Genomic DNA, 23,864 nt, shown 5'->3' with positions numbered 1-23,864 from the left:
CGCAAGGAAATCCGAGTGGCCCGCCGACCTTTCGGAATTAATTGATCACTCTACAGATTGACTTCTTATTCTCAGCGAACGGCTGCGAGCTGTTCCTTGTTGGCATGAATGCCTTCAAGTGCTGCTACGAAATCATTAACTCCACGGAAATCACGATATACCGACGCAAAGCGTACGTAAGCGACCTCGCTCATTTCCGATAGTTGGTCCAAAACCATTTCGCCGATTTCAGCACTATTCACTTCACGCCCACTTCTTTGCTGAAGTTGCAGTTCAAGCTCGTTCACCATTGACTCAAGTCTGTCTTGCTCGAGACCGGTTTTTTGACAGGCAAGCGTAAGGCCATTAAGGATTTTACTGCGATTGAAAGTCTCCCTATTGCCATTACGCTTCAAAACTGTGATTGGAACAGTTTCGACGCGTTCGTAGGTAGTGAAGCGAAAGTCGCAATGTAAGCATTCACGGCGCCTTCTTACACTTCGCCCGGCATCAGCAGCGCGGGATTCAAGTACCCGACTATCAGTGTTTTGGCAGGAGGGGCATTGCATGCCCGTAAGACTCCAATCTTAGAGAACTAAGTCTAGACAGTAATTCGAGCCTTGAGAAGGACCTGTTGAACTGCATTCTCAGGCTTTAGTGCTGTAAATCCTTTGCGAGACAATAAGACTGCATGATTATTTGGATCAACGAGATTGGAGGAAGAAGTGCTTAAAGACAAAAAAAAGCCCCGCCGAAGCGGGGCTTTAAAGAGATTGGCGTTTTATTTGCCACTGTCTTTGCCGATTTTCGGCGGATCACGGAATGCAACCGCGAAGAACAGAGTGGCAACCACCAGGGTCATTAAGAGGGTGTAAGCAAAAGCATCCATTGAGAGTCTCCGTAAGGTCGATCAGCTGAAGGTGTAGTTCCTGTGGAAGGCTTAAGTTTGCCCTGGAACGCGACGAGTAGAAGAGTCGCCCAACTTTTGGAAAACACCGAATTCAACTTGGTCGCCGAGGTCAGGATCGATACCGGCAAACACATCGCGGTACAAGGTCCTAGCTGCATGCCACCAGTGGCCGAATAGGAACAAGAGCGCAAAGTTGACGTGAGCAAAGGTGAACCAGCCTCGAGGTGAGCTTCGGAAAACACCGTCCGAAGCATAGGTCTCGCGGTCGAAAGTAAAGGCTTCACCAAGTTGAGCCTTGCGAGCCAGACGCTTCACATCAGCGGTATCAGTGAAGGTTTTCCCATCCATGGAACCGCCATAGATGGTTGCCGTTACGCCTTGCTGCTCAAAGGAATTCTTTGCTTCAGCACGGCGGAAGGGGATGTCAGCACGCACGACGCCATTCTGATCTTCGAGTAACACAGGGAAGTTCTCGAAGAAATTCGGGATGCGACGGACCTGCAGATCATTGCCTGCCTTGTCTTTGAACGTGATGTGGCCGAGCCAGCCAGTAGCAAGACCGTCGCCATTCACCATGGCACCAACCCTAAATAGACCACCCTTTGCAGGGCTGTTACCTACGTAGTCGTAGAAGGCAAGCTTCTCAGGGATAGCGGCATATGCCGCCTCTTGAGTAGCGCCTTCATCCATGGCTGACTGGACACGACGGTTGATTTCAGTTCTGTAGAAATTTTGGTCCCACTGATAACGGGTAGGTCCAAACAGTTCAACAGGTGTGGCTGCAGATCCATACCACATCGTTCCTGAAACGATGAAGGCAATTGCGCAAACAGCAGCACAACCACTGGCTAAGACTGTTTCGATATTGCCCATGCGAAGGGCTTTGTAAAGCCTTTCAGGTGGGCGGTTGAGCATTTGGAAATGGCCACCAAGGAATCCAAAGATTCCTGCAGCAATGTGGTTCGCCACAATGCCGCCTGGGCTGAAGGGGTTGAATCCTGCAGCACCCCATTCGGGCGCGACATTCTCCATATGACCTGTTAGTCCATAGGAATCAGAGACCCACATCCCAGGACCATAAAGTCCAGATAGATGGAAGGCTCCAAAGCCGAAGCAAACAGCACCTGCAAGTGTCAGGTGGATGCCGAAGATTTTTGGAAGGTCTAAAGCAGGTTCTTGAGTACGTGGATCTAGCCAAAGATCAAGATCCCAGTAGGTCCAGTGCCAGATTGCGGCCAGCATTAACAGGCCACTGAAGATGATGTGAGCGGCAGCAACACCTTCGAAGCTCCAGAGGCCTGGATCAACACCGGTTTCACCGGTGATGCTCCAGCCCCCCCAGCTGCCAGTAATTCCGCAGCGGGTCATGAACGGCATGACATACATGCCTTGCCGCCACATGGGGTTGAGGACGGGATCCGAAGGATCGAAGATGGCTAATTCGTAGAGGGCCATGGAGCCGGCCCAGCCGGCTAACAGGGCTGTGTGCATGAGGTGCACGGCCAGAAGTCGGCCGGGGTCGTTGATGACGACCGTGTGCACCCGATACCAGGGCAATCCCATGGGTCAGGTTCGGGGGAACGAAACGAAGCTGCTAATGCAGCCAGACCCGCAGATCGTAAGACGTGCACCATTAAGTGTGGAGAAGGTTGTCGCTAGCTGCAACGTGCAGTGATACATGAATAGCTCTTAAAAGAGTGGGTTTGGAGGGCTATCGATTTCCTCAGGCTGAGGTTTTGCTGATATTCAGGCTTGGTTACAAACTGCAATGCCGCGCTTGAGACAAAATGGGTTGTCTTTTGCGTTCCAGATCCATGCCCATCATTCGCTTTGTCCGGGAAGGCAAAGATGTTGAGTGCAAGCAAGGCGAAAATCTCAGGGAGGTTGCCTTGCGCGAGGGGATGGAGCTCTATGGGCTGAAAGGAAAGTTGGGGAACTGTGGAGGTTGTGGTCAGTGCATTACTTGTTTTGTTGGAATTGAGGGGGAAAGCAAAGTTGGTGCGCTTTCACCACGAACTGAGGTTGAGGAAATCAAGCTCAAGCGCCGCCCTGAGAATTGGCGCCTTGCTTGTCAGACCATTGTTATGTCGTCAGTGATCGTCGTGACTCGACCACAGGAAGCCCTGCTTAATGCCAAGAGTCGACTTGAGGCGGCGCGTGCGCAAAAGCTGTCTTAATAGACCATCAAACCCCTCGAATCAGAGGGGTTTGATGGTGTGATCTCAGCTGGTTTTGAAAGGGCGTGGGCTGCTACGCCCGGTGACGAGGCTTGAGCAGATTGCAGTTTGGGTAGCTTGCGGGTGATACTTTCCCGGAGTAATCCTCTGCGGCCATGCCTGTAAACAACTTCGGCTTCCTAGCCACCCTTCTGTTCGTAGCGGTTCCGATGTTGTTTCTGATTGGTCTTTACATCCAGACCAACAGCAACAAAAGCTGATCAACTTCTTGCTGGTTTGAAGGCCATCCGCTTGCCAGTCTCAACTGCGTTCTTGGTCCTGGTCAATCAGGACTAAAGCGGTTTCATCAACTCAGGTGAAGTTGCTCACCGGAACTCCCAACCAGCGTGTCGAGGTCCCAAAGGCCCTTGATCAGTTCTTGTTGGCGACTCTCCCAAGCAATTGAAACTAGATCTGGGTTCTCTTCAACCGCCATCTTGGCCCCCCTCGCTTTGATTCATCCTTGCTTGATGGGTGTACCCAATGCGTTGGGGCTGATTCTCATTAACTTGCCAATGTCTCGGCGGGGAAGGGGTTACAACTCTTTTGGTGGGGTTCCACGATCTAGCTGGACAGCTTTCAGGAATCCAGACTTAGCCGACAGATATCAGCTGTTGTGAACTTGGGAAGGTCAGTTCGGGTAGAGCATTTTCAGCATTGCTCCCAGCTAGTTCTTGGTCAGTAGGTTCTTTTGCAAGCTTTACCAGGCTTTGCAGCAGCCTATGCCGAGTGAGTTAGGAGTTCAGCATGCTGATGAAGAGTGAGAAGACTCAGCCTTGGAAGCTGCGTAGGCGGGTGTTACCGCAGCACACAGATCACGCTGGGGTGATGTGGCATGGAGCCTATGTGGCATGGCTGGAGGAGGCTCGAGTGGAGGCTTTGGCGCAGGTAGGTTTGCCCTATGCGCGCATCTCCGCAGCCGGATTGGAGATGCCTGTGGTGCGTCTTGAGATTCACTATCGTCGTGCGCTTCGCCATGGTGAGCTGGTAGAGCTGGAGAGTTGGTCTCTGCCCTGCGATGGGGTGCGATGGCCCTGGTTCACAGTTTTTGCATCGGAGGCAGGGGATCGGGTCGCTGATGCTCAGGTGGATCTTGTGCTGCTCAATGTCATGGGCTCGAGGCGGCGGGTGCTACGTCAACCCCCAGAGCCTCTTGCGAGTGCTTTACGGCAACTACAACAGGGGGCCGAACCTCGCCTGTAAGATAATTAGTTCATATGTACTATTCCGCTGGTGGAATCTCGGCATTGGTGGTGGCTTTGGAGCCGCTGTCCAGGGATTGGAGCTGCTCGAATGGGGGACCTCGAGGCGCTAGGCCAGGCTCACGAGGTCAGTCTGGCTGAGCTATGGACTTGGCCTGAGGAAAGGTTGCGCAAGGTGCTCTCCTGGCCGACAGCCTTGTTCAAAGACTTGAGCCTCCACCGCAGCAAGTGGGGAACTTGTCCAAGTGTCGACGTGCCGGAGGATGTCTTGTTGCCTGTGGATGTGCTTTGGCCGGAAGGGTTTCGTGCCTTGAAGCGCCCTCCTTTGGCGCTTTTTTGGCAGGGCCGGCAGGAGCTTTTGGGATGCCTTGGGGCCCGTAGGGCGGTTGCAATTGTTGGCACACGACGGCCTTCGAACCATGGTTTGCGTGTGGCGGAAGCATTGGGTCGTGCTTTGGCACTAGCGGGTTGGCCTGTGATTAGTGGCCTTGCAGAAGGGATTGATGCGGCTGCCCATCGCGGCTGTTTGGAAGGCGGTGGTGCGCCTATGGGCGTGCCGGGCACACCGTTGCATAAGGTCTATCCCCGGCAGAATGAGGGCCTTCAAGCTCTGGTAGCGGCTCAAGGGCTGCTAGTCACAGAGCAGCCCCGGGAGACTTTGGTCAAGCGCGGTTGTTTTGCGGCCCGTAATCGCCTATTGGTGGCCTTGGCAAAGGCTGTGGTCGTCGTCGAGTGCCCCGAGAGAAGTGGAGCCTTGATTACAGCGCGGCGGGCAATAGAGCAGCAATGTCAGCTGTTGGTCGTGCCCGGAGATGCAAGGCGATGGTCGGCTCTCGGTAGCAATGCTTTGTTGTTGGATCAGGCTTCCCCTTTGCTAAGCCCTGAAGCTCTTGTAAAACAACTTGGTGCTGGTCCGCTGGCGGTTCATTCTCCTTCGGTTGCTGTTGATTTGTCTGGTTCTCGCTCTAGCGCACCAGCCGGCCAGCATGGCAATACAGCACTGTTAAAGGCCATTGGCGATGGGGCGTCCCTGGAGGATTTGATGACCTGTCTGAATCTGTCTTCGGCGCGATTGACAGAACAATTGCTTCAGTTGGAGCTGCAGGGGGTTTTGGTGGCAGAGCCTGGGTTGTATTGGCGTTTGGCCTAGCCTGTTTCGATGGCATTGCTGGAGATTTCCGCAGCAGAGCTATTGGCCTGGCGTCGTTTGCAGTTGGCTGAAGGAGGCCGTGCTGTTGATTTTGACTGGTTGCTTGATTTGGGTGGAGGTTTGCGCTGGAGCGATCTTCAGCAGCTTTATCTCGACCCACGCCGTTCAGTGCTGCTTGAGCGATCTCTTGATCAGCTCGAAATGATCTGGAAGCAACATCTTGATCATCACATTCCTCTTCAGCATTTGATCGGTTACTGCCCTTGGAGGGATTTTGAGCTGGAGGTCAGTGCGGTGGCATTGATTCCCCGACAAGAGACGGAGCTGTTGGTGGATTTTGCTTTGCAAGCATTGGTTCGGAAACCTTTTGGTCGCTGGGCCGATTTGGGGACAGGGTCAGGAGCACTAGCTGTGGCGTTGGCTCGCGCTCTCCCTGTTTGGCGAGGACATGCAGTGGATTGCAGCATCGAGGCCTTGGCTTTGGCGAAACGGAACTTGCAAAGGCTTGCGCCCCATGCCTTATGGCAGCTGCATCAGGGCAGTTGGTGGGAGCCTTTGCGGCCTTGGTGGGGAGAGTTCAGCTTGGTACTGGTCAATCCTCCCTACATCCCAGAAGTTGTAATGGCTCAACTTGAACCCGTGGTCCGTGATCATGAGCCGCATTTGGCTCTATACGGGGGAGCCGATGGGTTGGTGGCCACTCGTCAAATCATTGCTGGTGCCATGCAGGCCTTAGAGCCTGGTGGTTGGCTGTTCTTGGAACACCACCATGACCAGAGCGATGCCGTGCTGGCTTTGATGCGTCAGCAGGGTTTGGAGAATGTGGACTACAAGTCAGATTTACTGGGGGTAAGGCGCTTTGCCATTGCTCGGCATCCTGATTATCAAGACTCTTTGAACCATGGCAGTTCTGCCCTCGGCTGTTCTTGACGCCAGTGCCTTGGCATCCAGATTGCATGCTGGTTCAGCGGCATTGTTGCCCACAGACACCTTGCCAGCTTTGGCGGCCGCTCCTGTTCACGCTGCACAGTTGTGGACCATCAAGCAGAGGTCGGCCGACAAACCTCTGATCCTGATGGGAGCGACTCCTGAAGAGTTACTTGCGCATGTTTTGCCGCTTGCTTTGGAGGATGTCTGGTCGATGGCCAGGCGCTATTGGCCAGGGGCCCTCACCTTGGTTGTACCGGCTTCGGGTGTGCTTGTTGAGGCTCTTAATCCTGGAGCTTTCACGCTTGGGTTGCGAGTACCGGATTGTGGAATGCTGAGGACCTTGCTGAAGCAGAGCGGGCCACTAGCTACCACGAGCGCGAATTTGTCTGGATCTGCACCCACTTTCTCGGCAGATGCTGCTCATACTTGTTTCCCAGGATTGCCATTGTTGGGGCCATTGCCATGGCCGACGCCTTCTGGTTTGGCCAGCACGGTGGTGGCTTGGCAAGGGGCCGGGCGTTGGCATGAGTTACGACGTGGTGCAGTGGTGCTTGAGCTTTGAATGAGTCTTCTGATCAAGAGAGCCTGACGATTCAAATGGTCGAACCGAACTTGTTAAGAGGTGCATTGCAGAGACCACTTGAGTGATCTCTGAAACTCGTCTCCAACGCGGTGATTTGTTGAGGTTGTTGCTTTTAAAGAGAAGAGCTGTTGTTGATTGGTGGTAAAGCTTTTGCTGCTCTGCGGCCTAGTCACGAATCCCTATTCGTATCAGCCAGTTGAGTTCATCTAGCTCCTGCTTGAATTCGTCGATGTTTTTTTCACAAGTCTGGCGAAGCCTATCGAGTTGAAGATATTTTGTGCTATCTGTCTCTACATTATTCATTTGAGCTGTCAGGCTGTAAAAAGCTTTCCAGCACTCTTTTAAGACATTGTTGAGCTCACAGCCTCTATCGAACTCTGATTGAGAGAGTTTTGTGAGCTTCACCCAACACCTTGATGTGCTTTTTAAAGATAGAAATACCAGAGCCGAAGTGCCAAGACCTTAACAATAGATGCGCTTTTGGGACGTTTTGATATTTTTGTTTGAGTATTAGGCGAATTGCTGTGTATTAGATGGGCGAATGGGTTGGTAAAAAATAGCCCTGTTGAATTTGCGTTGCGTCTGCAAGTCATGCTATGTGGCCTAGGTGCTGCAGCAAGAGGTGACAGTTGCCGATTGATTTGTCTGGGGATAGTTGCATTTGCTCTTTTGTGAGACTTATGGACTGCTAATTGGAAGATTGATGATGGTGATTTGATCAATATTGTCACTCTTCCCCAGCACTTGCATTGTTTCGATCAAACAGATAGTGACCATTTGAATTTTGGTGCTAGCCGTTATTTTTTTTGCAAAGGCCAAAGTTTAGAAAAACTACAGAAAATCTTGCTTGCAGCTGTTTTCAAGAGAAATTTCCCTGTTGAGGAGTCTCCTAAACAGCTAAAAACTTTACTACTTCGTGTTTGATGTCAAGTCCAAATGCTTTCTTGTCTAAAACTAGATCGTCTTCATTTACCCTTAGCAGCATTGATGCCTAAGCGTGATTTTGTTCCTGTTATATATCCTGTTCGTAGTCTTAATGACTCGCTTTCATTATTGCCTTCTAGCAATTTCATCGTAGAAATTGCAAAGTCATGCTTGGTAATAAATTACAGAGTTTATTTTTCTTGCCGCATTATCAACCACTCCATCATCGCTTTGCATTGACAAGTATTTCAATCACTCTTTCTTCCGATTCTCGGCAATTATAGTTATATTGCTTTTCTTGAATTAATGTCTGATAAAGCTACCACGCTTAGAAAGTCAATCTTTAATGAGCGGTGTGAGTTTTTATCACTTCGACTCAGGACTTTAATGTCAGTTGACTGTGGTTCAGTCTTTTACGGCAAGCCTGCTGATGACTTTGAATTGTTTTCTAAATACTCGCCTCTTTTTCTTGATTCGTTACTGTTATGCTTGCAACCTTTAATTCAGAAAAATTTCAAGGATAGATTGCTTCCTGCTTATTTCTTTGGTCGAATTTATGGGCGTTAGCATGCTCTCCCCCCTCACTTTGATTTGAAGCCTAGCTCTGAAATAGGTGTTTCATGCTGCTTGTCAAAAGACTCTGAATGGTCTCTTGACTTTTATAAAAGCGATAAGATTGAATCCGTATTCCTAGAAATAGGAGATCTAGTTATTTACCATGGGCCCTCGCTTAAGCATGGCAGGGCTCCATATTCTGGCCGGGAATATATTGGAGCTTTCTTGTTTTATGTATTTGAAAATGGTCCATTGAAACATTTGAAATATGACACAAGGCCTTCTCTTGGCTGCCCTCTTCCGAGAAACTCTTAATCGCTTAAGATGCAACTAGTCTGCCTCTAAGAACTGCCCCACGCCATCCCATTGGTCATTTGTTTGTTTTGACCATCTTATTAGTCAGCCTAGTGGGGCAATAATTTCATGGAAATAACATTCATTAATCTGACTGGCTGTTGTTTCTGTGCTTGTTATTGAGATCTCATGCCCCTTAGGCTAAGTGATTGATTCGCTGTCAACCTTGCTTTAGTGGTTCGTTGCTAAACATCTTAATCTTTTGCCTCGACAAGTGCATCAGTTCTGCTTAGGCAATATGTGCTAACTGCAAACCATACGAGTTTCATCCTAAGTGTCTCTTCGTTGTCAAATTCGTCTTTCAAGTCAGAGTCTAAATATCCTGTCTCCTCTATGATCTCATGGATATCGGCTTCAAAATGCTCGTAAAGATAATCGAGTTCCCACACTTCTCTGAAGCCGTCAAATCCTGCAGATATGCCTCGATGGTTAATCTCTCTAATCTCCTGTGAATTGCAGAAGCGCTGGTCCAGGAATTCTATAAACCTCATTGCCTTGGCTCTTATTTTCGCAGGATCCTAGCAAGACCTTCCCTATTGGGCCTAAATACGATTGGTACCATCAATCCTTCATTACCTTTTGTTGTGTTTGCTTCCCACTTTTGATGCACCTTCCTCTCATCAAATGGGATTGAGAAATCTCTATTAGCAGTGGAGCTTTATTGTCCTTGGAGATTTTTGAGCGGCTATTTTGTATTTTGTTTGCTTTCATATTTTGCCATTGGATCTGATTCTCTGATCAAGGTTTCCTTGCGACTTTCTTGGTCGTTGCCCCCGTGTTCAGTGTTGTCGATGGTTCTGTTTGGTTGGTGGCATTTTTTTGAGCTTAGGGTTAGAACCTCTTTGTAAGCTTCAGATCCTTTGATCGCGGCGTCTAGAAATTAGACAGTTGTTTAAAGATGGTCACTATCAACTCTTCACAATGTTGTCAGTCACGTGAAAGTGGCTTTGATGCCTAAATTGTCTTCCTTCACATGCTCTGGCTGATCGGCTTGGTATTGCTTCTTCAGGCCAGCTTTCATTGGCTGTTAGAGCAGGTGACTGTGATTACTACACCGATTTTTGAATTACGGGGTCTGGGTTGGGTGCTGTTGTTGCTTGGAGCTTGGTTGCTCGCAGGGAAGGTGAAGGATCAGGCTGATGGTTGAGAGGTTTGAAGTGTTCTTTAAGACAGGACGTTCGACACGTGTGTCCAAAAGGAAGGGCTCTTGTGCTCCCTTGATCTTCTTGTTTGGCAGCTTGGCAGTTGGTTGACATTCATCTTTCTGAAATGCCGGCTAACGGATTTGAACCGATGGCCTTCGCTTTACAAAAGCGCTGCTCTACCACTGAGCTAAGCCGGCAATCCTGGAAGTGTAACGACGGAGGTGGCTGCTTCTGGCTGACAGTTGGCAATCAGCCACAAGGTGAGTTCGAGTCGGCTTTGACAGCCGGTTTTGGCGAGGGCATGGCTGATGTGACTTTCCACGGTTCGTGGACTAAGGATCAGTCTTTGTGCGATGGCTTTGTTGCTGAGACCCTCAAACAACAACGTCACCACGGATTGCTCCGCTGGGCTTAGTCGTTGCGATCCAGCTGATGGAGGCAATGGAAAAGAGTTTGATTGATTTTGTGGCTGCATAGCAGCAAAGCAATTTCTTTCAGGATTCCCCCCTCTTCTCCGCCCTATTCCATTGCTCCAGGAGTTGACACGGATTCTTGGCTGCTGACAGCCTCTTGGCTGCTGGCACCATTCTCTTGGCTACTGACAGCCTTGGCTTGGGAACGTTTGATCGGCAAGTTAGCCACTAAGGCCGTCATGCGATCTTCGGTTTCAAGGCTTACTTCGCCTTCCTCAAGGTCAATCTCCACGTACTTGGCAACGACCTCAAAGATTTCGCGCCGCATTTGATCGAGCAGTTCAGGGCTTAGATCGCTGCGGTCATGGGCAAGCACAAGCTGAAGGCGCTCCCTTGCCGTTTTGGCACTGGCTGGTTGGCGGCCCAGCAATTTGTCAAGAATGTCTCGCAGAGTGGTTGCCATTACTTCAAAAGATCTTGGTTTGCATCAAGCGCCACACCTTTTCGCGTAGTCCCAGTCCTTCCTTGGCCGGATCGATCAGAGGAACATCTTCCCCTTGAAGGCGACGCGCAATGTTGGAGTAGGCACGAGAGGCTGGAGAGTTGTTGGCACTGAGGGTGAGCGGCTCTCCGCGGTTGGTGCTCACAATCACCTGTTCGTCCTCTAGAACTAAACCAAGCAAGGGCAGCGCCAGGATGTCGGTCACATCGTCTGCGGCCAGCATCTCTTGATTGGCCATCATCTTTGGACGCACCCTGTTGAGCACCAGCTGAACAGGGCTTACGCCATGGGTGTTCAGTAAGCCGATGACACGGTCGGCATCGCGCACTGCTGAAACCTCAGGCGTTGTGATCACGATTGCTTCCTTGGCGGCAGCAACAGCATTTTTGAAGCCGTCTTCGATCCCCGCGGGGCAATCAATCAATACATAGTCGAATTGCTTGGCCAGCATCGCGGCAATGCGTTGCATGTCCTCAGGTTTGAGCCACTCGAGCATGCGGGGGTTCCCGGCGGGCAGAAGGGAGAGGTTTGGCTCCTGCTTGTGTTTCACCAGGGCCTGATCAAGCCTGCAGTTCTCTGAGAGCACTTCCTGGGCGGTGTAGACGATTCGGTTCTCCAGGCCCAGTAGTAGATCGAGGTTGCGCAAGCCGAAATCGGCATCCAACACAACGGTTTGAACTCCAAGCTTGGCAAGAGCGATACCCAGGTTGGCGGTGAGGGTGGTTTTGCCGACACCTCCTTTTCCGGAGCAGATCAGAATGGTGCGTGTCGTTGGCGCCACGGGCCATTGAAAAGTGCGGTCAGCTTAAGTGGCGTAGGCAATAGGCCCAAGAGAAATGGTCCAAGGTTTGCAATGGAACAAATGGGCTTTGTTCAACGGGGCATGAGCCGGAGGCTTAATCGTGATATGTGTTTGCCTTTTGAGGCTGAAGAATTAACCGTTGAATCTGTTAGCCCTAGCAGGCTCGATCATGATTGTGTCTCCTTCAAGTCGGGCCTCTTCTGCTAAGCCAGGTTGGGGTTGATCTTCAGGGCCTCGAGCAACTGCATCGGCAATACGCAGCTGAAGTGGTCTGAGTTGTAGGGCCACAATTTTTGCTTTGGTGTCGCCGTCCTGTCCTGCGTGAGCAATGCCGCGGAGTCGCCCCCAAACCATCACGTCGCCTCCAGCTGATATGCGTGCGCCGGGGTTGACATCCCCGAGTAGCAGCACGTCTCCTTCTGCGCTCAGATGGTCGCCTGATCGCAGAGTGCCTTGGTGGAAGAGCAGTTTTTGGGGCGTCTTGGGCTTGGGTTGTGTATCGCTAGAGCGTGTTTTGGAGCTGTTTCCCTGTGGAGAGGCCATATGCGTTGGATAACCCAGAGCAGCAGCGCTGACAAGGGTTTCTCGCAAGTTGGCGTGAATTCTGGTCAGCGTCACTCCTTCTTTGTTCAGCAGCTCCCTCAGCTGATGCAGGTCCCGGCAACCCAGTTGCCAGTCGCGGCAATCGAGTTCGATGGGCCCAGGATCAAGTTCATTGAGCATGGCCGGCAATGTTTCTCGCCAATGTGCTTCTCGGCACCAGGGGAGTTTGAGTCGTTGTGCCTCAGGCTCGCCCACCTCGATCTCCAAGACCCTTTTCAGATGAGGACGCTAGGCCAGTCCGTCTAGGTTGCCAGCGCAGCTTGAAGCTCCCCATGAATCTCTCGGGGATAAATCAACCATGAAGAGTCGGCTGGGGTAATCAAGCTGGCGACCAGAGGAGAGGCTTGCTCTAGAGCTCGCAATTGCCTTCCATCCCAAAGACGTAGCCCACCTTTGTAGGGGTGATACCCGCGCTGTTGCTGATGGCGTAATCCACAGCAGAGCGCTGGATCGAAGCCTTGGCGTTCAGCGAGTTGCCGCGCCAGAGTGAGGACCTCTAGCTGGTTGCTATGGCTTAGATGTTGTACTGCAAGGGCTTTCAGGAGGTGGCGATTGAGGAAGCGTTTGCAGAGTTCGGCTAGAGGTGCAGGTCCCTCGTCTTGCCAACGGAGGAGGTGATAGCCGGTGCGCAGGTCATCATTGGCCAGGAATGTGTCGAGGTCGAGTTGATTGAGGCTCCAGAGCCAGGTGGCCATGATCTTGTCGGCCCAAACATGAGCAGCTCCGAATTGGCGAGCGGTGCTCACCACCTGCTCAAGCAGCCAGTTGCAAACAACATTGAGACGGTGGTTGTAGACACTGCGGTACATCAGGTTGCGTACGACTAGGTAGTGCTCAACTGCCATGAGGCCTTTTGGATGAATGGCCATGGCTCCATCAGGCGCCAGGGTGAGGGCGGAGAGGATTCGCTCGAGGTCGAGCTGGCCGTAATGGGTTCCTGTGCTGTAGCTGTCTCGCAAGAGATAGTCGAGTCGGTCGCAGTCCAGTTGGCTACTAACCAGAGCCTTGATCACGCTGTGGGGTGAACTGCCCCGTTCAAGAAGATTGGCTACTCCATCTGCAGTGCCCGGGGCGTAGGCCTCAAGGGGCGCACGCACGGCGGGATGTTCTCTGACTAAACGCGCCGACCAGGTCTCATGGTCCAGACCAAATATTTCCTCTCCGGTATGGCTTAGGGGGGCATGGCCGAGGTCATGCAGTAGGGCAGCTCCATAGAGCAGCCCGCGATGTTCCTCTAGGCCTGAGTCGAACTGCAGCAACCTTTCCAGAGCAAGGCGTGCGAGATGGAACACACCAAGGGAATGGGTGAAGCGACTGGACTCAGCTCCATGAAAGGTGAGGAAGGCTGGCCCAAGCTGACGGATGCGGCGCAGCCGCTGGAATGGCGCCGCATCGATTAACTGCATCACCATGGCCTCTGCTGCATCGCTGGCATTGAGGGTGATGCCGCGATGGAGAGGGTCGTGATATGTGCGCAGACTCATGGATCATCACGATTCTGCTGAGTTTTGAATTCAACATCTTCAGCACTATCGAGCTGAAGATCTTCTTTGGTTTGTAACTGGGCATCCTGATCGCGGTCGAGTTGGGCCTCCATCCAGAGTTCAGCATCATGCAACCAACGGTCTTCTTCCCCGCCAGGATTGAGGGGTTCAGGAGGATCCAGAGTTCGATCCGGCTCGATGCCCTGGTTTTGAATGTCTCGGCCGCTTGGAGTCATGTATCCGGCTACCGTCACGGCCAGGCCACTGCCGTCGCTCAGGTTGGTGAGTGTTTGGATCAGACCCTTGCCAAACGTGCGGCTACCAAGCAGCTGTGAGCGGCTGTTGTCTTGCAGGGCACCAGCCAGAATTTCGCTCGCGCTGGCAGTCCCTCCGTTGACCAGTGTCACCATCGGACCGTCATAAAGGGTTTCAATTGCAGAAGGGATTGCTTCGTTAATGCGCTCTCGGTTGCGTGTCTCCACGATTGGGGAGCCACTCAGGAAGGCATCCGCTACTGCTAGTCCAGAGCTCACTAACCCACCGGAGTTATTGCGCAGATCGAGAACTAGGCCTTCAATCTCTTTTTCTGACAGTTCCTGAAGTGCTTCTTTGACCTGTTCGGGCACTCCTTCGCTGAACTGGGTGATGCGTAGGTAGCCCAGGGTGTGTTTAGCACTCCTCAGTCGGCGGGTTCGTACTGGCCTGAGATCCACACTGCGTCGCTCGAGGGTGAGTTCTTCGCTAGATCCATTTGGGGGTTGCAGCTTTACTACAACTTGTGAGCCCACTTCTCCCCGCAGCCTTGCAGCTGTGGCTTCGAGGCCAAGGGATTGTGGAGACTGGCCATCGACGCTGAGTAAGGCCGTGCCGCTTGTGACGCCTGCATCGGCCGCGGGGGACCCTTCAAGCGGAGCGATAACCACGACCTGGCCATCTTCAGCGCGGGCCCCCAGCTGTAGGCCGACGCCGTTGATCTCGCTGCCCAAATTGGCGGCTTTTATGGCGGTGTAGTCGTCTGGTCTCAATAGTCTTGTGTAGGGATCTTCAAGTGGAAGCAGCATCGCTTCGATGGCCTCATAGGCCTCGTCACTACGGTTGATTGTTTTCTCTAATGCCTGCTCTCTTAGCCTTCGCCAGTGCACCTCATCGAACTTGGCTGGGTCTAGATATCCCTGGTTAACGAGCCGCCAGCTTTCAACGACCAGTTGTTGGGCATCATTCAATGCCATGGCTGGAGCCGCCATCAGCAGCACGCCAAGACCCAGGCTCAGCCACGCAAGCCATAGGCGCCGCAGCGGATGTGATCTGGAGTTAGTAGTCGGCAACATTGGCTTCATGCCGGGTGCTGTCCATGCAGGACGTTAAGTAGACTCTCGCAATCCGGACCCTCATTTGCATGACGAACTCCTCACCTGTCTACGACTGGTTTCAGGAACGTCTTGAGATTCAGGCCATAGCTGACGATGTCAGCTCCAAGTACGTGCCTCCGCACGTCAATATTTTCTACTGCTTAGGCGGAATCACGCTGGTGTGCTTCCTGGTTCAGTTCGCGACAGGTTTCGCGATGACCTTTTACTACAAGCCCACTGTGACTGAGGCCTATAGCTCTGTGAGCTATCTGATGTCAGATGTCAGTTTCGGCTGGTTGATTCGTTCTGTGCATCGCTGGAGCGCCTCGATGATGGTGTTGATGCTGATCTTGCACGTCTTTCGCGTCTACCTCACTGGCGGCTTTAAGCGTCCGCGAGAGCTCACCTGGGTTACCGGTGTTGTGATGGCTGTGATCACCGTTTCTTTCGGGGTAACCGGCTATTCCCTCCCATGGGATCAAGTCGGGTACTGGGCTGTGAAGATCGTTTCAGGGGTGCCTGCTGCTATTCCCGTGGTTGGAGACTTTATGGTCGAATTGCTTCGCGGTGGCGAGAGCGTCGGGCAGTCCACCCTGACTCGTTTTTATAGCCTTCACACCTTTGTGCTGCCCTGGCTACTTGCAGTGTTCATGCTCATGCATTTCCTGATGATCAGGAAGCAGGGCATTTCAGGTCCGTTGTAAGCGTCAATCATTCAGATTCAAATCCCACTTCACGTTTTTATATTTCAGTTCAGCACCTACTTCATTCGCTAACTATTCGGCCAAAATCCCATGCACATTCTTAAGAAGCCCGATTTCTCTGATCCAAAATTGAGGGCGAAACTGGCCAAGGGCATGGGGCACAACTACTACGGGGAGCCTGCTTGGCCGAATGATCTCCTTTACATCTTCCCAGTCGTGATTCTGGGCACGTTTGCTTGCCTTGTTGGTCTCGCTGTTCTTGATCCCGCGATGTTGGGTGATAAAGCAGATCCCTTTGCAACGCCTCTAGAGATTCTTCCTGAGTGGTATCTCTATCCGGTGTTTCAGATTCTTCGGGTTGTTCCGAATAAGCTGCTTGGCATTGCTTTGCAAACCCTTGTTCCTCTCGGGTTGATGTTGATTCCCTTCATCGAAAGCGTTAATAAGTATCAGAATCCATTCCGTAGGCCAATTGCGATGGCCTTCTTTCTATTCGGAACTGTGATTACGATTTATCTCGGTATCGGTGCTTGTCTCCCCATCGACAAGTCGCTAACTCTGGGTTTGTTCTGAAAAGTTTTAAAAGTCAAGACTTGCTCTCATCAACCCGGCTTCATGCCGGGTTTTTTGTTGCGTTCACTTCGTGAGTTGGCAGCAGTTCATCGAGATCCAACCACAACACGTCGTCGGGGCAGACGCGTAGAAGGTGGTGGAGAAGTAGAAATCCCACCATGGTCCAGGTTTGGTAGGTCCTTGACTGCTGTCCTACCCAGGTGCCTGTTGGTCCATCAAAGTATTCGGCCCATTTTTGACGCGGCAGTTGGTTTAATTGGCTCCAGTAGCACTCCTCCAGCAGGGCGCGCATTTCACCCATCAGCAGCACGTCGGCCTCAGGATGACGCCGTTCATGTAACAAGATTGAGGCTCCGAAGAACCAGAGCAGGCTGGGCCAGTGTCCGCCGTTGTGATAGCTCCATGGCCAGTTTTTCGGGTCTGAACCTGTCTTGTTCTGCCATTCCGCCCCTTCCATGGGCGGATGGCAGATGCGCATGGGCATCTGAGCCATCAGATGCTGTCGGTTGTGAAGCACCAGTCGGAACAGAGCGCGCTGTTGTGGGGCGGTGAGCAGCCCAAACAGGCAGGCTAGGGAGTTTCCGAGACTGTAAAAACGAAAGTCAGGTCGTCCGGTGCGGATGTTGCCGATGAGATAGCCACCCCGGTTTTCAAGCCAGTCTTGAAGCCAGTCGGGAACGACCTGTGGCTGCACGTTGAACTCGTTTTGGTGCTGGTTGTCGCCGTATTGCTCTGTGGGCCTTCTCCGCAGCACCTGCATGGTCTTGCTGGTGACCCAGTAGTGCTTGAGCAGAAATTGACGTAGGTCATGCACCCATTGGCGGGTCAGTAAGAGACGTTGGTCGAGAAGCCGACTGACATGAGTTTTGCGACTCAGTTCCATCAGCTCGATGCAGCTGCGCAGGCAGGCATAGAGCAGGACTTCCACTTCAAGTGGTGCCCCCCAAACATCCATGGGGCGGTCAATCATGAATGAGCAATCCTGCACAAATAGAACTGGAGTGCCCTCGAAGGTGGGATGCAGCACGAGATCGAGCATCAGCTGCACCCCTCGTTGGACCTTTTGGTTGGTGCCGAAGTTTTTGTCACCGCTGCGTTTGACATAAAGCCAGCACAAAATGGGCCACCAAAGGCTTGCGTCCACAGAGGTGATCCTGCCGATTGAGCGCTGGCCATAATCAGCAATCAGTTCGCCTTGTTCCTCAACGAAGCTGGTGGGGAACACCCCGCGTGTCTGATAGGTGGTGCTTTGCAGATCTAGGCAAACGCTGAGAAATTGCTTCACCTCCTTGTAACGCTTTTGGGTGAGCAGGTAGATCATCACGGGCACGTTGTCGCGCAGGAAGACCTCGCCGTAATTGAGAGCTTTGTTATGGGGCTGATGCTCAAGAGCCGCCACGCTGCCGGCCACAGTGCCGCCGACTTCGATCAGCGTGCGTTCGAAATGCTCCTTGACCTGCTCCACCACCTGGTCTTCATTGGAGTTGGGACGAACCCTCTGGTTTTGCTGGTTTAAGCGTCCGGCCATGGACTGATATGCAATGCATTTGCCAAACGCTAGTGATGGCAGCCTTGACCAACAGTGGAAGCAACTATGGAGATGAGAGCGATTGAGAAAAGATTGCTAGAGGGGTATGAAATGGGCTATGTTTTTGGACTGCGCGAAGGGCTGAGCCCTGTAGCGCAGGCCACGCGATGCTGATGGCGAAAGCTTGAGGTTTCAGCGGGCGCTTACAAGATCCAGAGGAGCGATCCGCTGGTGTTGTAGGTTTTAGAAGCGATCGCAAGATCGCAGCGCCTGACACTCCTTACAAGGGAGTGGAGGAGCAGAACCTGGACAACTTAAGAGTTTAGGAACTGACGCTTTTGTCGCGTTTAGGCCCGATGAGCAGCGATCAAAAGCTGATCAAAGGGTTTGAGCAGATATGCGACGAGAGTGTGAGGTCCCGTCAAAAGAAATGAGTTGCAGAAACCTGTTACAGCATCAATTTTTGTTTTCACGGGCGAGGATTGATGTCAAAGGTGTGACAGGTGAAAGCAACGACCGGATCTGAGATCCTGGAAAGTCACAGAAGGAAGAGATTCTGAAGTGCACTCTTGTAATCCTTCTGTCAGAGGAAGGGGGCAACAACTGCTTGTCGTACGCCAGTGCGAATGAGTGGGTGAAGCAAATCAGACTGAGTGATGAGCCTGTAAGGGTTGATTGCGAGAGGGTTTGATCTACTACGGAGAGTTTGATCCTGGCTCAGGATGAACGCTGGCGGCGTGCTTAACACATGCAAGTCGAACGAACCTTCGGGTTAGTGGCGGACGGGTGAGTAACGCGTGGGAATCTGCCCTCAGGAGGGGGATAACGGTTGGAAACGGCCGCTAATACCCCATATGCCGAGAGGTGAAATGAATTTCGCCTGAGGATGAGCCCGCGTCTGATTAGCTAGTTGGTGAGGTAATGGCTCACCAAGGCATCGATCAGTAGCTGGTCTGAGAGGATGATCAGCCACACTGGGACTGAGACACGGCCCAGACTCCTACGGGAGGCAGCAGTGGGGAATTTTCCGCAATGGGCGCAAGCCTGACGGAGCAACGCCGCGTGAGGGATGAAGGCCTCTGGGCTGTAAACCTCTTTTCTCAAGGAAGAAGATCTGACGGTACTTGAGGAATAAGCCACGGCTAATTCCGTGCCAGCAGCCGCGGTAATACGGGAGTGGCAAGCGTTATCCGGAATTATTGGGCGTAAAGCGTCCGCAGGCGGCTTTTCAAGTCTGCTGTTAAAGCGTGGAGCTTAACTCCATCAAGGCAGTGGAAACTGATTGGCTTGAGTGTGGTAGGGGCAGAGGGAATTCCCGGTGTAGCGGTGAAATGCGTAGATATCGGGAAGAACACCAGTGGCGAAGGCGCTCTGCTGGGCCATAACTGACGCTCATGGACGAAAGCCAGGGGAGCGAAAGGGATTAGATACCCCTGTAGTCCTGGCCGTAAACGATGAACACTAGGTGTCGGGGGAATCGACCCCCTCGGTGTCGTAGCCAACGCGTTAAGTGTTCCGCCTGGGGAGTACGCACGCAAGTGTGAAACTCAAAGGAATTGACGGGGGCCCGCACAAGCGGTGGAGTATGTGGTTTAATTCGATGCAACGCGAAGAACCTTACCAGGGTTTGACATCCTGCGAACCTCTAAGAAATTAGAGGGTGCCTTTGGGAACGCAGTGACAGGTGGTGCATGGCTGTCGTCAGCTCGTGTCGTGAGATGTTGGGTTAAGTCCCGCAACGAGCGCAACCCACGTTTTTAGTTGCCAGCATTCAGTTGGGCACTCTAGAGAGACCGCCGGTGATAAACCGGAGGAAGGTGTGGATGACGTCAAGTCATCATGCCCCTTACATCCTGGGCTACACACGTACTACAATGCTACGGACAAAGGGCAGCGAACTCGCGAGGGCAAGCAAATCCCATAAACCGTGGCTCAGTTCAGATCGTAGGCTGCAACTCGCCTACGTGAAGAAGGAATCGCTAGTAATCGCAGGTCAGCATACTGCGGTGAATACGTTCCCGGGCCTTGTACACACCGCCCGTCACACCATGGAAGTTGGCCACGCCCGAAGTCGTTACTCCAACCCTTGTGGAGGAGGACGCCGAAGGTGGGGCTGATGACTGGGGTGAAGTCGTAACAAGGTAGCCGTACCGGAAGGTGCGGCTGGATCACCTCCTAACAGGGAGACAACAACTGATCGTGATGTCTGAGTTATTGATACTTAGGCCATGATCCTGTCACCTTAGGTCGATCGGTACCTCAAGTTGAGAATCAAAGAAAAGCTGAGTAATCAGCTTGGAGATTGATGATTGATTTTAGTTCCTAAACTTGTCTAGGTCACACCCCGCAAGGGTTACTCCTGGGCCATTAGCTCAGGTGGTTAGAGCGCACCCCTGATAAGGGTGAGGTCCCTGGTTCAAGTCCAGGATGGCCCATTCGGTGTTGGGGGTTTAGCTCAGTTGGTAGAGCGCCTGCTTTGCAAGCAGGATGTCAGCGGTTCGAGTCCGCTAACCTCCACTGACGAATCTTCTGACAACGAGCCAATGGTGAGAACCGTTGTGTGATGTGATTTAGAATTTAAGTTTGCTGGCAGACCCTAGCTTCTTATCATTCCAGGACTCAATCAATTGAGATGAGGTTGATAGGACGCTGGGCTCACTGTAATTCGCAAGAATTGCAGAGATGTTCAGCAGAACCTTGACAACTGCATAGGTAAGTCTGGAAAGAATAAAGCATCTCATGGATGCATGATTCTTGGGAATCAGCTGATGCAATCTGCGCGAGCAGAGAGCTGAGGTTGATCAACGAGAATGATGTTTGATTCTTGAGTCAAGAGCCGAGACTCTATAGCGTTCTTTCGATGTCATCGAGGCATCGAGAGTTTGATTGGTGATTCAAACCATCTTCAATGACAAACAATTCAGTTTAACTGGAGAAGTTTGAGATTGAAGCCAGGTAAATTGCTAAGAATACGTATTCAACTACGTGAAGCGTTATAGAGATTAATTGGTCAAGCTACAAAGGGCTCATGGTGGATACCTTGGCACACAGAGGCGATGAAGGACGTAGTTACCTGCGATAAGTCTCGGGGAGCTGGACACACGCTTTGATCCGGGAATTTCCGAATGGGGCAACCCCTAGTACGGCCAGCTGAATCCATAGGCTGGTGCGAGCCAACCCAGCGAACTGAAACATCTTAGTAGCTGGAGGAAAGGAAAGTAAAAACGACTCCCTAAGTAGCGGCGAGCGAACGGGGAAGAGCCTAAACCGATGGTTTCGACCATCGGGGTTGTGGGACAGCAATGTGTATCAGGGATGTTAGGAGAAGTGTTTGAATGGCACACCACAGAGGGTGAAAGTCCCGTAACCGAAAACTGAACTGAACTAGCTGTATCCCGAGTAGCACGGAGCACGTGAAATTCCGTGTGAATCCGCGAGGACCACCTCGTAAGGCTAAGTACTACTGTGTGACCGATAGCGCAACAGTACCGCGAGGGAAAGGTGAAAAGAACCCCGGGAGGGGAGTGAAATAGAACATGAAACCATGAGCCTACAAGCAATGGGAGCCCGACTAAATCGGGTGACCGTGTGCCTGTTGAAGAATGAGCCGGCGACTTATAGGCACTGGCAGGTTAAACCGGAAATGGTGGAGCCATAGCGAAAGCGAGTCTGAATAGGGCGATCGTCAGTGTTTATAGACCCGAACCCGGGTGATCTAACCATGGCCAGGATGAAGCTTGGGTGATACCAAGTGGAGGTCCGAACCGACTGATGTTGAAAAATCAGCGGATGAGCTGTGGTTAGGGGTGAAATGCCAATCGAACCCGGAGCTAGCTGGTTCTCCCCGAAATACGTTGAGGCGTAGCGTCTAGTGCTCCAGCAGGGGGGTAAAGCCACCATTTCGGTGCGGGCTGCGAGAGCGGTACCTAATCGAGATGAACTCTGAATACCCTGTGTGTAACTAGGCAGTCAGACTGTGGGGGATAAGCTCCATAGTCGAAAGGGAAACAGCCCAGACCGCCAGCTAAGGTCCCCAAATCAACACTAAGTGATAAAGGAGGTGGGATTGCCCAGACAACCAGGAGGTTTGCCTAGAAGCAGCCATCCTCAAAGGAGTGCGTAATAGCTCACTGGTCGAGCGATCCTGCGCCGAAAATGAACGGGGCTAAGTGTTGTACCGAAGCTGCGGATTTAACTTGTTAAATGGTAGGGGAGCGTTCTATGTGGGGCGAAGCGTTAGCGTAAGCGGGCGTGGACTGCATAGAAGTGAGAATGTCGGCTTGAGTAGCGAAAACATGGGTGAGAATCCCATGCCCCGAAACCCTAAGGGTTCCTCCGGCAGGCTCGTCCGCGGAGGGTTAGTCTGGACCTAAGGCGAGGCCGAAAGGCGTAGTCGATGGATAACAGGTCAACATTCCTGTACCGGTTATGTTTTGGGAAGGGGGACGGAGAAGGCTAGCCAAGCCAGATGTTGGTTACTGGTTTAAGCGTTCGAGGCGTTGAGGAGCGGCGAAAACGTTCTGAGCTAAGGCGTGAATACGAGCTGCTACGGCAGCGAAGTTGGTGATGTCATGCTTCCAAGAAAAGCCCTATACCCGTTAAGGCATAACTGCCAGTACCCGAAACCGACACAGGTAGGGTGGTAGAGAATACCGAGGGGCGCGAGATAACTCTCTCTAAGGAACTCGGCAAAATGGCCCCGTAACTTCGGGAGAAGGGGTGCCAGCGAGAGCTGGTCGCAGTGAAGAGGCCCAGGCGACTGTTTACCAAAAACACAGGTCTCCGCTAAGTCGCAAGACGATGTATGGGGGCTGACGCCTGCCCAGTGCCGGAAGGTTAAGGAAGCCGGTCAGCGTAAGCGAAGCTGGCGACTGAAGCCCCGGTGAACGGCGGCCGTAACTATAACGGTCCTAAGGTAGCGAAATTCCTTGTCGGGTAAGTTCCGACCCGCACGAAAGGCGTAACGATCTGGGCGCTGTCTCGGAGAGAGGCTCGGCGAAATAGAATTGTCTGTGAAGATGCGGACTACGTACACCCGGACAGAAAGACCCTATGAAGCTTTACTGTAGCTTGGTATTGTGCCCGGGCTCTGAATGCGCAGGATAGGTGGGAGACGTTGAAGTAGTGCTCGTGGGTGCTACTGAGTCAATGGTGAGATACCACTCTTTCAGAGCTAGGGTTCTAACGTTCACCCGTTATCCGGGGAGCGGACAGTATCAGGTGGGCAGTTTGACTGGGGCGGTCGCCTCCTAAAAGGTAACGGAGGCGCGCAAAGGTTCCCTCAGGCTGGTTGGAAATCAGTCGACGAGTGCAAAGGCAGAAGGGAGCTTGACTGTGAGACCTACAAGTCGAACAGGGACGAAAGTCGGCCTTAGTGATCCGACGGTTCTGAGTGGAAGGGCCGTCGCTCAACGGATAAAAGTTACTCTAGGGATAACAGGCTGATCTCCCCCAAGAGTTCACATCGACGGGGAGGTTTGGCACCTCGATGTCGGCTCATCGCAACCTGGGGCTGAAGTCGGTCCCAAGGGTTGGGCTGTTCGCCCATTAAAGCGGTACGCGAGCTGGGTTCAGAACGTCGTGAGACAGTTCGGTCCATATCCGGTGTACGCGCAGGAACATTGAGAGGATTTCTCCCTAGTACGAGAGGACCGGGAGGAACGCACCTCTGGTGTACCAGTTATCGTGCCAACGGTAAACGCTGGGTAGCCATGTGCGGAGTGGATAACCGCTGAAAGCATCTAAGTGGGAAGCCCACCTCAAGATGAGTGTTCCCATGGCATAAGCCAGTAAGGTCACGGGAAGAACACCCGTTGATAGGCTCTACGTGGAAGTCCAGTAATGGATGCAGCGGAGGAGTACTAATAGACCGAGGGCTTGACCATCCATTTGGTTCTTGCCCGAGAAACAAGTTTTATTCAATTCAGAGCATCATTCGCAAGGATGATGACCTATGCA

General features: G+C 52.3%; 21 protein-coding genes, 3 tRNA genes and 2 rRNA genes. 13 read left to right on the top strand and 13 right to left on the bottom strand.

The window, feature by feature from the left end:
* Positions 1-71: 71 nt before the first annotated feature.
* The 3 genes from nrdR to psbB form a co-directional block, all read right to left on the bottom strand.
* Positions 72-548 (bottom strand): transcriptional regulator NrdR, encoded by a 477-nt coding sequence (nrdR, locus tag AKG35_RS08910; protein ID WP_011131034.1) that lies wholly within the window; start codon positions 546-548, stop codon positions 72-74.
* Positions 549-760: 212 nt separating this feature from the next.
* Positions 761-868, bottom strand: a complete 108-nt coding sequence (locus AKG35_RS08905; protein ID WP_011131033.1) for a photosystem II reaction center protein T — start codon at positions 866-868, stop codon at positions 761-763.
* A gap of 51 nt (positions 869-919) precedes the next feature.
* Entirely contained in the window at positions 920-2,452 is a 1,533-nt protein-coding gene (psbB, locus tag AKG35_RS08900) for a photosystem II chlorophyll-binding protein CP47 (RefSeq protein WP_011131032.1), read from the bottom strand.
* A 251-nt stretch (positions 2,453-2,703) separates the two neighbouring features.
* On the opposite strand from psbB, the gene AKG35_RS08895 reads away from it, so the two are divergent.
* Both AKG35_RS08895 and psbM read left to right on the top strand, forming a co-directional pair.
* Positions 2,704-3,066, top strand: coding sequence for a 2Fe-2S iron-sulfur cluster-binding protein (locus tag AKG35_RS08895; protein WP_041384630.1), 363 nt, complete (start codon positions 2,704-2,706; stop codon positions 3,064-3,066).
* A 155-nt stretch (positions 3,067-3,221) separates the two neighbouring features.
* The gene (gene psbM / locus AKG35_RS12435; RefSeq protein WP_011131030.1) at positions 3,222-3,326 is read left to right on the top strand and encodes a photosystem II reaction center protein PsbM; all 105 of its coding nucleotides are present in this window, start codon (positions 3,222-3,224) and stop codon (positions 3,324-3,326) included.
* A gap of 86 nt (positions 3,327-3,412) precedes the next feature.
* On the opposite strand, the gene AKG35_RS13660 is transcribed toward psbM, so the two are convergent.
* Positions 3,413-3,541, bottom strand: a complete 129-nt coding sequence (locus AKG35_RS13660; RefSeq protein ID WP_268869571.1) for a hypothetical protein — start codon at positions 3,539-3,541, stop codon at positions 3,413-3,415.
* A 311-nt stretch (positions 3,542-3,852) separates the two neighbouring features.
* On the opposite strand from AKG35_RS13660, the gene AKG35_RS08890 reads away from it, so the two are divergent.
* The 4 genes from AKG35_RS08890 to AKG35_RS08875 all read left to right on the top strand — a co-directional run bounded on the left by AKG35_RS08890 (position 3,853) and on the right by AKG35_RS08875 (position 6,949).
* Positions 3,853-4,308: an acyl-CoA thioesterase gene (locus AKG35_RS08890; protein WP_011131029.1), complete on the top strand. Its 456-nt coding sequence runs from the start codon at positions 3,853-3,855 to the stop codon at positions 4,306-4,308.
* A 90-nt stretch (positions 4,309-4,398) separates the two neighbouring features.
* Entirely contained in the window at positions 4,399-5,457 is a 1,059-nt protein-coding gene (locus tag AKG35_RS08885; protein WP_011131028.1) for a DNA processing protein DprA, read from the top strand.
* A 9-nt stretch (positions 5,458-5,466) separates the two neighbouring features.
* Entirely contained in the window at positions 5,467-6,387 is a 921-nt protein-coding gene (gene prmC / locus AKG35_RS08880; protein WP_011131027.1) for a peptide chain release factor N(5)-glutamine methyltransferase, read from the top strand.
* The gene (locus AKG35_RS08875) at positions 6,359-6,949 is read left to right on the top strand and encodes an L-threonylcarbamoyladenylate synthase (protein WP_011131026.1); all 591 of its coding nucleotides are present in this window, start codon (positions 6,359-6,361) and stop codon (positions 6,947-6,949) included. The genes prmC and AKG35_RS08875 overlap by 29 nt, the downstream gene beginning before the upstream one ends.
* A gap of 2,048 nt (positions 6,950-8,997) precedes the next feature.
* Here AKG35_RS08875 and AKG35_RS08860 read toward each other — a convergent pair.
* On the bottom strand, positions 8,998-9,294 hold the full coding sequence (locus AKG35_RS08860; RefSeq protein ID WP_011131024.1) for a hypothetical protein: 297 nt from the start codon (positions 9,292-9,294) through the stop codon (positions 8,998-9,000).
* A 482-nt stretch (positions 9,295-9,776) separates the two neighbouring features.
* Between AKG35_RS08860 and AKG35_RS13350 the strand changes: the two genes are divergently transcribed.
* Complete coding sequence (locus AKG35_RS13350; protein WP_011131023.1) at positions 9,777-9,950, top strand: hypothetical protein; 174 nt, start codon at positions 9,777-9,779, stop codon at positions 9,948-9,950.
* A 123-nt stretch (positions 9,951-10,073) separates the two neighbouring features.
* Here the strand turns inward: AKG35_RS13350 and AKG35_RS08855 are convergent.
* The 7 genes from AKG35_RS08855 to ctpZ form a co-directional block, all read right to left on the bottom strand.
* Positions 10,074-10,145: transfer RNA gene (locus AKG35_RS08855), tRNA-Thr, on the bottom strand.
* Entirely contained in the window at positions 10,136-10,423 is a 288-nt protein-coding gene (locus AKG35_RS12430) for a response regulator transcription factor (protein WP_011131022.1), read from the bottom strand. The genes AKG35_RS08855 and AKG35_RS12430 overlap by 10 nt, the downstream gene beginning before the upstream one ends.
* A 44-nt stretch (positions 10,424-10,467) precedes the next feature.
* On the bottom strand, positions 10,468-10,824 hold the full coding sequence (minE, locus tag AKG35_RS08850) for a cell division topological specificity factor MinE (protein WP_011131021.1): 357 nt from the start codon (positions 10,822-10,824) through the stop codon (positions 10,468-10,470).
* A 4-nt stretch (positions 10,825-10,828) separates the two neighbouring features.
* Positions 10,829-11,644, bottom strand: coding sequence for a septum site-determining protein MinD (gene minD, locus AKG35_RS08845; RefSeq protein ID WP_011131020.1), 816 nt, complete (start codon positions 11,642-11,644; stop codon positions 10,829-10,831).
* A gap of 153 nt (positions 11,645-11,797) precedes the next feature.
* Positions 11,798-12,475 carry a septum site-determining protein MinC gene (minC, locus tag AKG35_RS08840; RefSeq protein ID WP_011131019.1) on the bottom strand — a complete coding sequence of 226 codons (678 nt, stop codon included), beginning with the start codon at positions 12,473-12,475 and terminating at the stop codon, positions 11,798-11,800.
* Between the two features lie 35 nt (positions 12,476-12,510).
* The gene (locus tag AKG35_RS08835; RefSeq protein WP_011131018.1) at positions 12,511-13,752 is read right to left on the bottom strand and encodes an HD domain-containing protein; all 1,242 of its coding nucleotides are present in this window, start codon (positions 13,750-13,752) and stop codon (positions 12,511-12,513) included.
* Positions 13,749-15,089: a carboxyl-terminal processing protease CtpZ gene (ctpZ, locus tag AKG35_RS08830; protein ID WP_011131017.1), complete on the bottom strand. Its 1,341-nt coding sequence runs from the start codon at positions 15,087-15,089 to the stop codon at positions 13,749-13,751. The genes AKG35_RS08835 and ctpZ overlap by 4 nt, the downstream gene beginning before the upstream one ends.
* Before the next feature lie 59 nt (positions 15,090-15,148).
* On the opposite strand from ctpZ, the gene petB reads away from it, so the two are divergent.
* Both petB and petD read left to right on the top strand, forming a co-directional pair.
* Entirely contained in the window at positions 15,149-15,805 is a 657-nt protein-coding gene (gene petB / locus AKG35_RS08825; RefSeq protein ID WP_011131016.1) for a cytochrome b6, read from the top strand.
* A gap of 90 nt (positions 15,806-15,895) precedes the next feature.
* Positions 15,896-16,378 (top strand): cytochrome b6-f complex subunit IV, encoded by a 483-nt coding sequence (petD, locus tag AKG35_RS08820; protein WP_011131015.1) that lies wholly within the window; start codon positions 15,896-15,898, stop codon positions 16,376-16,378.
* Positions 16,379-16,418: 40 nt separating this feature from the next.
* On the opposite strand, the gene AKG35_RS08815 is transcribed toward petD, so the two are convergent.
* The gene (locus tag AKG35_RS08815) at positions 16,419-17,906 is read right to left on the bottom strand and encodes a glycoside hydrolase 100 family protein (protein ID WP_011131014.1); all 1,488 of its coding nucleotides are present in this window, start codon (positions 17,904-17,906) and stop codon (positions 16,419-16,421) included.
* A 694-nt stretch (positions 17,907-18,600) separates the two neighbouring features.
* On the opposite strand from AKG35_RS08815, the gene AKG35_RS08810 reads away from it, so the two are divergent.
* The 4 genes from AKG35_RS08810 to AKG35_RS08790 all read left to right on the top strand — a co-directional run bounded on the left by AKG35_RS08810 (position 18,601) and on the right by AKG35_RS08790 (position 23,791).
* Positions 18,601-20,085 (top strand): 16S ribosomal RNA (locus tag AKG35_RS08810).
* Between the two features lie 182 nt (positions 20,086-20,267).
* Positions 20,268-20,341: transfer RNA gene (locus tag AKG35_RS08805), tRNA-Ile, on the top strand.
* 9 nt (positions 20,342-20,350) lie between these two features.
* Positions 20,351-20,423: transfer RNA gene (locus AKG35_RS08800), tRNA-Ala, on the top strand.
* Positions 20,424-20,914: 491 nt separating this feature from the next.
* Positions 20,915-23,791 (top strand): 23S ribosomal RNA (locus AKG35_RS08790).
* The 16S and 23S rRNA genes sit together here with 2 tRNA genes alongside, the layout of an rRNA operon.
* Positions 23,792-23,864 lie beyond the last annotated feature (73 nt).

Source organism: Prochlorococcus marinus str. MIT 9313, assembly GCF_000011485.1.
GTDB lineage: Bacteria > Cyanobacteriota > Cyanobacteriia > PCC-6307 > Cyanobiaceae > Prochlorococcus > Prochlorococcus marinus_D.
Note: the sequence above shows the minus strand (reverse complement) of the source record. Positions and strands in the feature narration are given on the sequence as shown.